The organism is Neobacillus sp. MER 74, from assembly GCF_023714155.1.
Window position 1 is genome coordinate 267,244 of sequence record NZ_JAMAUV010000005.1, and the last position, 12,926, is coordinate 280,169.

The following is a 12,926-nucleotide window of genomic DNA, read 5'->3' on the forward strand; positions in this document are numbered from 1 at the left end:
TTAGGACATAAACAATCGGGTATGTAGTCTTTCGTGGCGCATTTGTGCAATTTCAAGGCCAGGAGCGACAACTCCAAAATCATCAACATCGATACGGTCAATTTCTTCTGTTGTTTTCAATAAAAAAGGCTGCAGTTCTAATAGAATACGCTGACCAGCCGTCTGCCCAAGCGGTATTCCGCGCACGCCATTCTGAATAAGAGTCACCATACTTGAATAAAGGAAAGTCAAGATCCCCTGGCTTTTCTCAATACCTAAGTAGTGACAGATGATCGAAAAAGCAATTCCAGGGTGGCCAAACGCCTCCTTGGCTCGGATTTTCTTAAGATACACTTCTAATAATGGAATGGAATATAAATCAATCCCCATTCGAATCAATCGTTCCCCTATCCGCCGGTTTGCCTCCCGTGTTTCTTTGGGGATATTCTGTATGAACAGTTTCTGATCAAGCAACCAGAGCTCTTCCATATCATTTTGAAGTAAGGTTTCATACGTTATGCGGCAGGCAAGTCCATCCGTATAGGCCAATTGTTTTTCTAAGTAAATGCGAATCCATGCAAAAAAGGTCTCCTTACTATAGACGGTTTCTTCCTGGATATACGTCTCCAATCCAAATGAATGGGAAAATGCGCCTGAAGGAAAATTCGAATCGCCAATTTGCAGTAAAGCCAAAAGTTGATTATCCATGCGAGTGTCCGATATGGCGGAAAGCCTTTTTAACCTTTCTCTCTTCTCTTGAGTACGGAACACCCAATTGGTCGAGCAGTTCCTGAACGAGATAATCATATTGGACGAGCATAACCTCACCTTCAAATTGCGCTGGTAAATGGCGGTTGCCCAACTGATGAGCAATTTCCCCCATTTGCTTTAAACTTGTCGGCTGAATCACAATCAAGTCGTCGCTGGTGACACTGATGACAATCATATTTCGGTCATCCATGAATAATATATCGCCATCAATCAAGTCTTTTGGTTCCTTTAAACGAATCCCAACCTCTTTTCCATGGTCCGTTGTCACCCGCTGAATTCGCTTCACTAAGTCATCACTCGCCAGATATACTCTTTCGATATGGCGTCCAGTCGTTGAGATTTCCTCCACATTGCCAATTACTTTTTCAATAATCATTCTCTCACTCCTAAAATAAGAAATAGCGCTGGGCCATCGGCAATACGTCTGCTGGCTCACAGGTCACAAGGTTACCATCGACGATGACTTCATAGGTTTGTGGATCGACTTCAATGGTTGGCATTTCCGCATTGTGCTTCATATCCTTTTTTGATAGCTGGCGGATTCCCTGTACCGGTTTGATTTGTTTTTTTAGTCCCAACTTTTCAGGCACCCCAAGTTCAATCGCTGCTTTTGACATGAAAGTAACTGATGTGGTGTACTTGGCTTTACCGAAAGAAGCAAACATGGGCCGATACAGAACAGGCTGCGGAGTAGGAATGGAGGCATTGGGATCTCCCATCAAACTATGCGCAATCATGCCGCCTTTGATAACGATCTCTGGTTTAACGCCAAAAAATGCCGGATCCCAAATGACGAGATCTGCCAATTTCCCCACCTCCACCGACCCCACTTCCTCTGCAATCCCGTGTGTTATCGCTGGATTAATTGTATATTTGGCAATGTATCGCTTAGCACGGAAGTTGTCGCAGGCTCCCTTGTCTTCCGGTAGCTTGCCGCGCTGCTTCCGCATTTTATCAGCTGTTTGCCAGGTACGAGTGATCACTTCGCCTACTCGGCCCATCGCCTGGGAATCGGAACTAATCATGCTGAATACGCCTAAATCGTGGAGAATGTCTTCTGCTGCAATCGTTTCTTTTCTGATGCGCGAATCAGCAAAAGCAATATCTTCAGGCACCTCGGGGTCTAAGTGATGACAAACCATTAGCATATCTAAATGCTCATCTAAGGTATTTTTGGTGTAGGGTCGTGTTGGATTGGTGGATGACGGAAGGATATACGGGAAACTCGCGACCTTAATAATATCAGGAGCATGACCGCCGCCTGCCCCTTCCGTATGGTATGTATGGATGACCCGGCCATTAATTGCTGCCAGAGTATCCTCGACAAACCCGCCTTCATTTAAGGTATCGGTATGAATGGCAACTTGTATATCATACTGGTCCGCGACTCTGAGGCAGTGGTCAATAGCTGAGGCGGTCGTCCCCCAATCTTCATGCAATTTAAGACCAATCACACCCGCATTGATCTGTTCAATTAACGGATCCTCAGCAGACGAATTACCCTTCCCTAAGAATCCCAGGTTCATAGGGAACTCTTCCGCCGCCTCCAGCATCCGGTGAATATTCCATTCACCCGGCGTACAAGTGGTTGCATTTGTTCCTGTTGCAGGACCCGTGCCGCCGCCAATCATGGTGGTTATCCCTGATGACAGAGCTGTTTCGATTTGCTGGGGACTAATAAAATGAATATGGGCATCAATCCCTCCTGCGGTTACAATCATTCCTTCACCTGCAATGACTTCTGTGGAAGCGCCGATGATGAGATCTACGCCTTCCATTAAGAGAGGATTGCCACTTTTTCCAATTCCAGTGATTCTTCCATCACGAATTCCAATATCAGCTTTATAGATCCCGCTATAATCCAAAATAACGGCATTGGTAATGACGGTATCCAGTGCTCCTTGTGTTCGTGTCACAAGCGGGTGCTGCCCCATCCCATCACGGATTACTTTTCCACCTCCAAATTTCACTTCATCCCCATAAACGGTAAAATCCTTTTCTATTTCGATAAATAAATCAGTGTCCGCAAGCCGGATGGCGTCGCCTGCTGTAGGACCAAACATGTCTGCATATTGTTTTCTCGACATTCGAAAGCTCATAACGGGTTCTTCCTTCCTTGGTCCAATGGGCCATCCGTTTTATTATTCAGGCCATAAACTTCACGCTGACCAGCGAAGGGGACGAGATCTATTTCTTTCGCATCGCCAGGTTCAAAGCGGACAGCCGTGCCAGCAGGGATATTTAGATGTTTGCCAAATGCTTGGTCTCGGTCAAACTTGAGCGCACTATTTACTTCATAAAAATGAAAATGGGAGCCGATTTGAATCGGCCGGTCGCCCTGATTGAGGACCATGACCGTAACAGCTGTTCTCCCTTTGTTACAGATAATCGGCTCTTGTCTTAATCGATATTCTCCTGGAATCATTTCTTCTCCTCCCCAACCAAACCACTCTAAATCTAGCGAATCGGTTCATGTACAGTGACAAGCTTGGTTCCATCTGGAAACGTTGCCTCTACCTGAATATCGTGAATCATCTCCGCGATTCCATCCATCACATCCTCACTTGATAATATGTTTGCCCCCTCACTCATCAGTTCTGCCACCGATTTTCCATCTCTAGCCCCTTCGATAATTTCGTAGGTGATCAGGGCAACCGCCTCAGGATAGTTTAATTTTAAGCCTCGGTCTTTGCGGCGCCTTGCCAGGTCTGCAGCAACAACAATCATTAATTTTTCCTGTTCACGCTGAGTTAATTTCATCGCTTTCCTCCCCCAGTAAATCATAAAGTGTGCAGGCAATAATCTTCGCAGCATCAATCAAATCTTCGATGCGGATATGTTCATCGGCCCGGTGCCCGTTGGCCTCTTCTAACACTTTAGGTCCAACACCAAACATGATCGTTGGGATCCCTTTTTCATAAAAATGACGGGCATCTGCATAAATCGGTACTCCGTTAATGGCTAATTCACCCTTGCCCTTCATAATGGACTGCCAATTCGAAGACAGAGCTGAAATCAGTGGGGAATCTTCCGGAACAGGTCCGAAACTTTCCGCATGGAGAATTTTCCGAATCTCAATTTTTATTCCCGGGACCGTCTTTACAGCTTCTTCCACCACACCTCTAAATTCCGCTTCCGCTTGTGCGCCGTCTTCGCCAGGAATCAATCTCCGGTCGACTCTAATCGTACATTCATCAGGGACAACATTCGTGTTAATGCCTCCCGAAATGAGACCAACAACTAAGGTAGGATGGTCAATACCGGGTACAGTAGATTTTTTCGCAGCGAGAGTCTTTCGGTATTCATATAAACGCTTCAAAATCTCAGTCGTCGCCTCAAGCGCATCAATTCCTGTATGAGGCAAAGCAGCATGGGCAGACTTTCCAACTATTTTTACTTCAAAATGCAAACAGCCATTGTGGGCATTCACCGCTGAATAGGTAAAGCCCGCGGCGATCGCTTGGTCTGGTTTAATATCCCCTTGGTCAAGCAGCCTTTTCGGACCTAATTCGCCGCCCGTCTCTTCATCAAAAGTAAAGGCAAGGTTGACTTCCCCGTGCAGCTGCTGACTGATTTTTGCCTGTTTCAAGGCCAAAACAGCATAGGAATAGGCCGCAATATCTGATTTGGAGACAGCCACACCCCGGCCATACATCTTACCGTTAATAATCTCCCCTCCATAGGGGTCAACACTCCAGCCCAACCCTGGCGGCACAACATCACCATGTGCATTTAAGGCTATATTTGTTCCCTCTCCATTTCCAAACTTCGTGCGGCTGAGAACATTGGCCAGACTGATCATTCCAGCCGCCTTCACTGCCTCTTCCTCCACATCTATAAGGGAAACATCCTCAAATCCGAGTTCTTGAAGCTGATGATATAAAAAGGCCGCAATTGGATAACAGTCGCCTGCAGGATTATCCGAAGGAACTTGCACGATCTTTTGTAGAAAATCAATCATTTCTACTTGGTGTTCCTCCACCCATTGGACTAACCGTTCCTTATCCTGATTCATCAAATTCCTCCCCTCTACTAAAGACAAACACCAAACTTCCCTTTACTCACCCCTAATTGGTCATCATAAATGACTTTCCCTCGTAAAATTGTTTTCTTCACTTTGAGTAAAAACTCCTTATCCTCATAGGGTGAATAAGCATTTCTAAAGGCCAATGACTGTTTATCAACAATCGTTGATTCATCCAAACGGATCAACACTAAGTCCGCATCGGAGCCGGGCCGAATCCTCCCTTTTCGTTCAGCAATTCCAAACCTCTCTGCCACATTCGACGTCCCTAATGGCAAAATTTGTTTGAGGCTGATTTTCCGTTTAAGGGCTTCATCAAGCAGTGAAAGCCATGTAAATTGAACGCCCTGAATTCCTCCCCACGCATCCCAAATGGAATCCGTTGCTTTCATCGAATAAAGACATGGCGAATGATCGGACCCTATTGTGTCAATCCACCCTCTTTCAAGGCATTCCCAAAGTCCCTCTACTTCTTCACGCGGTCTTAATGGCGGCGCACATTTAAGGATGGCACCACTTTTTAGAAAATCCTCCTCATCAAAAATTAAATAATGCGGGCAGGTTTCAACGGTGACGTCTATTCCGCTTCTTTTGGCCTGCTCGATCAGTCCGATTACTTTCGCCGAACTAATATGCACAAAATGAAGGGCGGTTCCATATTTGGCAGCAAGTTCTAGCGCATAATTAACGGCTTTTTCTTCCGCTGATACCGGTCTGCTCGCGAGAAAGGCCCTTCGTTCATTCATTCCCACTCTTTGTTTATAAAAATCTGTCAACTTATGAATCTCCTCATTCCATTCTGCATGGAGGGCGAGGATTTTGTTATGTTCTTTTGCTGCTTGCATGGCTTGTTTCAACCCATCCGGAGATATGAATGGGAAATCTTCAATCCCGCTCTCACTCATAAATGCCTTCCAAGCAATAATCCCCGCACTCATTTGAGAGAGCTCTTTTCGGTCAGTGATGTTCGTTTCTGTTAATCCCCCCCACAGTGCATAATCAACATATGACTTAGAAGTTAAGTAGTCCTTTTTATCTTGTAAATTCTTACTATTAATGATGGAGGGGGCACAATTTAACGGCATATCAAAAATCGTCGTAGTACCACCGATTGCTGCAGCATGGCTGCCTGTCTCGATCCCTTCCCAATCCGTTCTTCCCGGATCATTGAAATGGACATGGGCATCAATAAAGCCAGGAACAACTAGACAGCCGCCTGCATCGATCACGGTATCCGCTTCCTCTTTCAATGGTTCTGCTTCACTTTTTACAAAAGAATCAATCTGCCCATTAACCACTCGAATGTTTACCTCTCGAAAGCCCTCCTCGATAAAAACAAGCCCATTCTTCACCCAAAGTTCTCTCATCTTAGGCCCCCTTAACTCCCTCGATACGTACTGTAGCCGCCAGGTGATATCAGCAATGGAACATGATAGTGGGATTCGGGGTCAGAAATGCCAAAGCGAACGGGAACGCAATCTAGGAATGAAGGGTCTCCGAGTAAGGTACCGCGACTACGGAAATAATCTTCCACATGAAAACGAAGTTCATAGATTCCTTTTTTCATATTTTTCCCTTCGAGGAGAGGTTGGTTAACCCGCCCATCCTCATTTGTGCTGCATGTCAAAATGAATTGAAATCGGTTATCTGAATCAACTTGCCATAACTCCACTACCACTCCATTTGCTGGCTTACCAATACTTAAATCCAGAACGTGAGTAGTTAACTTTCCTGTCATTTCGGTAGATCTCCTGGATTTTCTAAATCATCACGTGTCATTGAGAAACATTGAAACCCGTATGGAGGACGAGGTTCGGTAAATACCTTTCCATCTTGTGAGGCTGGAATTTCATCTAAAACGGTTTCCCACGTCCGATTGTTGGATTCAAAGCGAACCTCAACTAACTGTGGAAAACGCTCTAATACACGAAGCCCAATGCGGTAGATAAGATTTTGGATGGAGGGAGAATTTTCTTCATGAAAAACCGTATAAGCAATATCCCTTACTTGCTCAGCGGCGACATATCCATTTGCTTTAGTGCCCTTCGCTTCTTCAAAATCGTTATACCGCCACCCAATATTCAAAAAGATAAACAGCGGTCGATCAAAGGATTCTGGAAGTGTTGTATATTCATCCTGCACAAATCCATAAAAGGAACTGCCGCGTACCTTTAAAAGCTTAAGACCCTTTAAACTGCTGAGATGGTCAGTTGTGATAATTTCCTCTCCAGAGCGTTTCACTTCCACTTGCGCCAAAGACTGCTCATTTAATGAATAGCGGAATACTAATGGACTCGGCTCAAAACTATCCTTCGTCGGCACTGGAAGTTCGTCAAATGGGATTTGTTCACTTGAAATATCGACTGCACTCATATGTGAATACGTTTCAAGGAAACGACGGCCGACAAATTCAAGGAACCCTTCTTGGGTGGAACCTTTATAATCGCCAGCATGTTTTAGAATAAAATTTTTCATCGAATCGGTTGCGACCACTAATGAATTATCGCCATCTTTAAATGATGATAAGAAGGCATTTCCCTCGACTGCCACCTTCACGTTCATTCCAAACAGAATATTGGTTCGGCCCGTAAAGGCTGATTCAGGAATCGGACGGACGGCTGTAAGCGGGGCTGCGTAAGTGCGATAAACCCAAACATCTGCTTTTCCATAACGCATCGTTCTTTGCATAGCATCATCCCCTTTATTCAATAAGATCAGTTAAGCGGAACCCAACAATTTTATAGACCTCGTTTAAGGCTGTCAGGAATTCTTGCTCATAGGCATTAGCAACACGTACTTTCATTGCTGCAAGGATGGTATCCTTGTTTTGGCCCTTCACCGCCATGATAAACGGAAAGCCAAATTGTTCAACATACCTTTGATTTAGTGACATAAACTCCCTATGTTCATCCTTAGTTAACCGGTCTAGCCTGACGCCTGCTTGCTCCTTTTGTGAAACCTCTGAAATGATCAATTTAGTCCCGAGATCCGGATGTGCCCGTAGCAGTGCCAATTGCACAGCTTCTTCTGCATTTTTTACAACCGTCACCATTCTTTGTAAAAGTTCCTCACGAGAATTGCAGGGCAGACTTTCCCATGCCACCCTTGCCACCCATGGAGAGTGCTCAAACACCCATCCTACTCCACTCACAAACTCTTCTTTGTTCATTTGATTTACGGCGTCGATTGAAAGCCGCGGCTTGTTATTCACTACTCGTGCTCACCCCCTTCAGAATTTCATAGTCCTGACAGACTACGATGACCCCGTTATCGTTCAAAGGTAATCGCCTTTTGCTTCCTCTTACACCGTTGCTTTTGTATTAGTTCAGCAACGATACTGATAGCAATCTCCTCCGCCCCCTCTGCTCCAATAGAAAGACCGGCAGGACTGTTAATTTCCTGAGGGATTGTCAGTCCCTCAAGAAGACGTTGTGTTCTTATCCTTGGTCCAAGAACGCCTAAATACATTAAGTCCTTCCCTTTTAAATGATCCAATATCTCCTGATCCTTTTGAAATTGATGCGTAAGGACCAAGACTGAATCAGAACGAGTCAAATGAAGCAGTGGAATCGTCTCATGAGGATTTCCAACTAGCCATCCATCCGCATCTGGAAAGTAATCTACATTACACAAAGCAGAACGCCAATCGGAAACAATTACTGAAAATCCTGTCTGCGAGGCCACTTTTACCAATGGCACGGCATCAGCGCCAGCACCAAAAACAACTAGTCGAGGTTTCGGTTCAAACGAATGAATATAAACATTTGATGATAGTTCCGCAAAATATCTGATCCCGCTTTTCGGAAAGTTTTGATGAATTTCGTTTAATAGACTTTTAGCCTCATTTAGTACCCTTCCATGCCATTTTCCAAAATAATGTTGATCATCTGACAAAAATAAATAGTCAGAAACCGAATTTTCCTCGGTCATTTTTTTAATCATCGTGACTCGATGGCCATTGTCCAAATGGAACTTTAGCTTATAAAGGTGGTCACGTAGAAAGGCATCGACAGGTTCAAGAAGCACATGGATGACCCCGTTACAGCCTGCACCCTGGCCCCACGATAAATCGTCCTCCTCCCGCATATCATAAATGACAGATTTTACTTTCCCTTCATCCCTTGCTTCTTGAGCGCGATAGGATAAGTCTGTTTCTAAACAACCAGCACTTAACATACCAACCTTTGTCCCGTCACTTCGTAACAACATGGATGTACCTTCTTTACGATAGGCGGATCCTTTTACATGAATGATGGTTGCTAAACAATCGCCTTCATGATAAGAATCAGAAAATAAGGCGTTTAAGATTTCATGAATCCCTTCCATCTTGGCCCCCTATTCTTTCCTAGTTTCTAACACTATATATATTGATAGACCTCCCAAAATACACCCATGTTCTTTTTCAATTTTCTACTGACCAGGTAGTTTTAAGTAGATTGCCGAACATAAATAACAAAGTCCATGTCATCTTTTTTCACCATAATATCCAAAAGGGGATCTAGTATCTACACTGATGTTATAAAATCTCACATGGAAATTTTATGGTTTGTGCATCACATTATTTAAAAATCATGTCAGAAATCCTTTCAACAATGGAGCATTTGTGAGCACCATAGTGAATAATGTATGTTAAGTAAATTCACTCATTTCACAGTTAACATTTTAGTACTCGCAACTTCCTCCTAATCTCCCGGTAATGCATCACATGTGGAAGTAATTTAATAGACCAATTGAAAAATAGAATGGAGTGTTAGTATGACGGATACTCTCTTTATGGAAAAGGCGATTGAGCTCGCCTTAAATAATGTATTGACGAAACAAGGGGGTCCATTCGGGGCGGTCGTCGTCAAGGATGGAAAGATTGTTGGTGTGGGCCGAAATCAAGTGACTGGGACAAATGACCCTACTGCCCATGCAGAAGTACAAGCGATTCGAGATGCCTGCCGTAATTTAAATGACTTTCAGTTGAACGACTGTGAGATTTATACCAGCTGTGAGCCTTGTCCGATGTGTATCGGTGCCATATACTGGGCTAGGCCTAAGGCTGTTTATTATGCCTGCACGAAACAAGAGGCAGCAAAGATTGGATTTGATGATCAATTTATTTATGAACAGCTATCCCTGCCCGTCGAAAATCGAAAAATACCGATGATAAAAATCTTTCCAACAGATGGAGACTTACCTTTTAGAACATGGGAGAATGCACAAGATAAAGTGGAATATTAATTTGACAAAAAGGATGTTGTCCTATGGAGAGAAAACAATTAATTAAACGAATCTCTGTATCCTCCAAAAGAGAGCCAGCTGATACTGTTATTAAAAACGGAAAAATTATTGACGTTTTTACAGGGGAGATTATTGAAGGGGACCTTGCGATCGTGGATGGATATTTTGCTGGAATCGGTGAATATGAGGGAAAAAAGATGATTGATGCGAAGGGGCTATATATTTCCCCTGCTTTTATCGATGGTCATGTACACATTGAATCCTCAATGATCACGCCAAAGGAGTTTGCAAAGGTTCTCCTTCCGCACGGGGTGACTACAGTTGTTGCCGACCCCCATGAAATTGCCAACGTATTAGGAACGGACGGAATACAGTACATGCTTGATTCCTCGGAACATCTACCGTTTGACTTTTTCTTTATGCTTCCTTCCTGTGTTCCAGCAACCGAATTTGAAACTTCCGGTGCTACTCTCAATGCCGCGGACCTTAAACCGTTTTATCTCGAGCCGCGCGTACTAGGACTAGCTGAAGTCATGAATTTCCCGGCAGTCTTAAAGGCAGTACAGGAAATGCTTGAAAAAATCTTACAAGCTAAACAATTCGGTAAAAAAATTGACGGCCATGCGGCAGGCTTATCAGCCAATGATATTAATGTTTATATGGCTGCTGGGATTCGAACCGATCATGAAAGTACAACAGCCGCGGAAGCAAAAGAACGTCTCCAAAGAGGAATGTATTTAATGATTCGCGAAGGGACAGTGGCTAAGGACTTGCAACAATTGATAACAATCGTCAATGAGCGTAATGCCAGAAGATGCTTATTTGTCACCGATGATAAACATTTAGACGATCTTGTTCATGATGGAAGCATCGATTACAACGTGAGACTTGCTATCGCCACAGGCCTCTCACCTATTACCGCCTTTCAAATGGCCACCATCAATGCAGCCGAATGCTTTGGATTCGAAAATAAAGGAGCGATTGCCCCCGGATACAAAGCTGATTTCTTCCTGTTTGATGACATGAATAAAATTAATATTAGAACTGTTTTTAAAGATGGGAAGGCTGTTGTCAATAATGGTCAACTGACTATGGATTTAAACACCCAAACTTTCGTTGAAACAGAGCGATTGAGAAATTCAGTTCGTTACCATGAGCTAACAGAAAAGCATTTCCATATTCCTTTAAGAACGAACAAAGCAAATATCATTGAAATTATTCCAAATAGTCTAGTAACTCGTCATCTGATTGAAAAGGTTGAAAAGAATGATGGCGGGTTCTTTCAAACTTCTATAACCAATGACCAATTAAAGCTAGCCGTAATTGAACGCCATCACCTAAAAAATCAAATCGGTTTAGGTATTGTTAAAGGATTGGGGCTAAAATCCGGTGCCATTGCCACAACCATCGCCCATGATTCTCATAATCTTATTATTGCAGGAACGACAGATGATGATATGGTAATGGCCACAAAGGCGATCAAAGAAATGCAAGGCGGTCTGGTCGTTGTCAACCAAGGAGAGGTCATTGCTTCATTGGAACTATCCATTGCGGGTTTAATGTCCGATCGGCCATATCAAGAGGTGTATTCTGGTCTTAAAGAAATCAATCTTGCTCTTCAAAAACTGGGAGCAAATCATCACTTTAACCCGTTTCTAACCTTATCTTTTTTAGCACTCCCGGTCATACCAGAATTAAAACTTACAGATAAGGGGTTGTTTCTAGTCAGTAAATTTAAACATATCGATCTTGATGCAAATGAAGTGTAATAAAAACATCCTCTTGCCATTTGGGCTGAGAGGATGTTTTGGTGTATTTGCCCTTATAAAGCAACAGAATCCTGATTTTCAATTTTTCTATTATAATACCTATTGAGAAAGTGACCATTTAAGGAAGCAAGGATCTGCTGAAATAGCATGCCGACAACCACTGGCACCGCTACTGCGGCTGGAAAGTAGGAAACAGCGATCACTGCACCTGCACTTATATTTCTCATTCCGCCAGTGAAAGTTAGCGAAATAATGTTGGCGCGTCCACCTTTAAAAAATTTCCCTATTAAAAACGAAAACAAGTATCCAGTTAATGCAATCAAAAAGACGGTCAACGTAATGCTAACTAATTTAAGATTAATATTTTTTAAGTATGGTGCTACAACTGCTCCATTAAGCATGACCACAAAACCCAGGCATATTTTTGAAAAGGGAGCAAGGCGTGTTCCCAATTGGTCTTTAATTTTCCCCTTGGTCACTTGGTTTAAATACATTCCTATCAGCGAGGGGATAACGACCATTCCCAATAGTCCCTTCATAATACTGATATAGTCCATCTCAATGGTTTCACCCATAAATAACGATAGCGAATAAGGAACAATAATGGGTGAAAGCAAGGTATCGATTAAAATAATCGATAAGACCAGCGGAATATTCCCTTTGTAAATGGCCACCCAAATGAAGCTTGTGACCCCTGTCGGGATTACCATTCCTAGAATTAGTCCTGTAATCGTATATATATCACCAGAAAAAACGACATGACCTACACTCCAAGCCCATATCGGCATAAGAATATGGAGGATTAACATCGCAATAAAAATGGGGAATGGATGAATAATTACCTCTTTTAACGAATGGAAATTGGAACTTAAACTTCCTGCGAAGGTCATAAATGCAAAAATCCATGGAATTAAGTAAGAAAAGTCCTTTAGATAGATACTGAATATTACTCCAGTCAATACACTAACCGGAGTGATTAATGGCATAATTCTTTCTAGTTGTTTATTTATCTTTTGCAACATGTTGAGAGTCTCCCTATTTATTTGTGAAGCAACTTACATTTGCCTTCCAAGCAGTAAGTCCCTCTAGAACAGTTACTATATAATTATAAAGAATACCACAATTTCTCTTCATCCTAAATCAAGTAATCTTAAATT

General features: G+C 43.1%; 14 protein-coding genes. 2 read left to right on the forward strand and 12 right to left on the reverse strand.

Annotated features, from left to right (window positions below; genetic code table 11):
• The 11 genes from M3610_RS11845 to M3610_RS11895 are packed head-to-tail and all read right to left on the reverse strand — an operon-like array spanning window position 1 to window position 9,100.
• Window positions 1-687 carry an urease accessory protein UreF gene (locus tag M3610_RS11845; protein ID WP_098575803.1) on the reverse strand — a complete coding sequence of 229 codons (687 nt, stop codon included), beginning with the start codon at window positions 685-687 and terminating at the stop codon, window positions 1-3.
• A complete protein-coding gene (gene ureE, locus M3610_RS11850; protein WP_098575804.1) occupies window positions 680-1,126 on the reverse strand; it encodes an urease accessory protein UreE in 447 nt (148 codons plus the stop codon). Before ureE ends, M3610_RS11845 begins: the two co-directional genes overlap by 8 nt.
• Before the next feature lie 10 nt (window positions 1,127-1,136).
• A complete protein-coding gene (gene ureC, locus M3610_RS11855; RefSeq protein ID WP_251459352.1) occupies window positions 1,137-2,849 on the reverse strand; it encodes an urease subunit alpha in 1,713 nt (570 codons plus the stop codon).
• The gene (locus tag M3610_RS11860) at window positions 2,846-3,175 is read right to left on the reverse strand and encodes an urease subunit beta (RefSeq protein WP_251459356.1); all 330 of its coding nucleotides are present in this window, start codon (window positions 3,173-3,175) and stop codon (window positions 2,846-2,848) included. Before M3610_RS11860 ends, ureC begins: the two co-directional genes overlap by 4 nt.
• Window positions 3,176-3,207: 32 nt before the next feature.
• Window positions 3,208-3,510, reverse strand: coding sequence for an urease subunit gamma (locus M3610_RS11865; protein ID WP_251459358.1), 303 nt, complete (start codon window positions 3,508-3,510; stop codon window positions 3,208-3,210).
• Window positions 3,491-4,765: an ArgE/DapE family deacylase gene (locus M3610_RS11870; protein ID WP_251459360.1), complete on the reverse strand. Its 1,275-nt coding sequence runs from the start codon at window positions 4,763-4,765 to the stop codon at window positions 3,491-3,493. Before M3610_RS11870 ends, M3610_RS11865 begins: the two co-directional genes overlap by 20 nt.
• A 17-nt stretch (window positions 4,766-4,782) precedes the next feature.
• Window positions 4,783-6,141: an allantoinase AllB gene (gene allB, locus M3610_RS11875; RefSeq protein WP_251459362.1), complete on the reverse strand. Its 1,359-nt coding sequence runs from the start codon at window positions 6,139-6,141 to the stop codon at window positions 4,783-4,785.
• 11 nt (window positions 6,142-6,152) lie between these two features.
• The gene (gene uraH / locus M3610_RS11880) at window positions 6,153-6,512 is read right to left on the reverse strand and encodes a hydroxyisourate hydrolase (protein WP_251459364.1); all 360 of its coding nucleotides are present in this window, start codon (window positions 6,510-6,512) and stop codon (window positions 6,153-6,155) included.
• Window positions 6,509-7,462, reverse strand: a complete 954-nt coding sequence (gene pucL / locus M3610_RS11885; RefSeq protein WP_251459366.1) for a factor-independent urate hydroxylase — start codon at window positions 7,460-7,462, stop codon at window positions 6,509-6,511. Before pucL ends, uraH begins: the two co-directional genes overlap by 4 nt.
• A gap of 13 nt (window positions 7,463-7,475) precedes the next feature.
• The gene (uraD, locus tag M3610_RS11890) at window positions 7,476-7,985 is read right to left on the reverse strand and encodes a 2-oxo-4-hydroxy-4-carboxy-5-ureidoimidazoline decarboxylase (protein WP_251459368.1); all 510 of its coding nucleotides are present in this window, start codon (window positions 7,983-7,985) and stop codon (window positions 7,476-7,478) included.
• Window positions 7,986-8,041: 56 nt separating this feature from the next.
• Window positions 8,042-9,100, reverse strand: a complete 1,059-nt coding sequence (locus M3610_RS11895; protein ID WP_251459369.1) for an XdhC family protein — start codon at window positions 9,098-9,100, stop codon at window positions 8,042-8,044.
• Between the two features lie 429 nt (window positions 9,101-9,529).
• Here M3610_RS11895 and M3610_RS11900 point away from each other — a divergent pair, with 429 nt between their 5' ends.
• Complete coding sequence (locus tag M3610_RS11900; protein WP_098575813.1) at window positions 9,530-10,000, forward strand: nucleoside deaminase; 471 nt, start codon at window positions 9,530-9,532, stop codon at window positions 9,998-10,000.
• 23 nt (window positions 10,001-10,023) lie between these two features.
• Window positions 10,024-11,769, forward strand: coding sequence for an adenine deaminase (gene ade / locus M3610_RS11905; protein ID WP_251459371.1), 1,746 nt, complete (start codon window positions 10,024-10,026; stop codon window positions 11,767-11,769).
• A 53-nt stretch (window positions 11,770-11,822) separates the two neighbouring features.
• On the opposite strand, the gene M3610_RS11910 is transcribed toward ade, so the two are convergent.
• Window positions 11,823-12,791: a bile acid:sodium symporter family protein gene (locus M3610_RS11910; protein WP_251459381.1), complete on the reverse strand. Its 969-nt coding sequence runs from the start codon at window positions 12,789-12,791 to the stop codon at window positions 11,823-11,825.
• Window positions 12,792-12,926 lie beyond the last annotated feature (135 nt).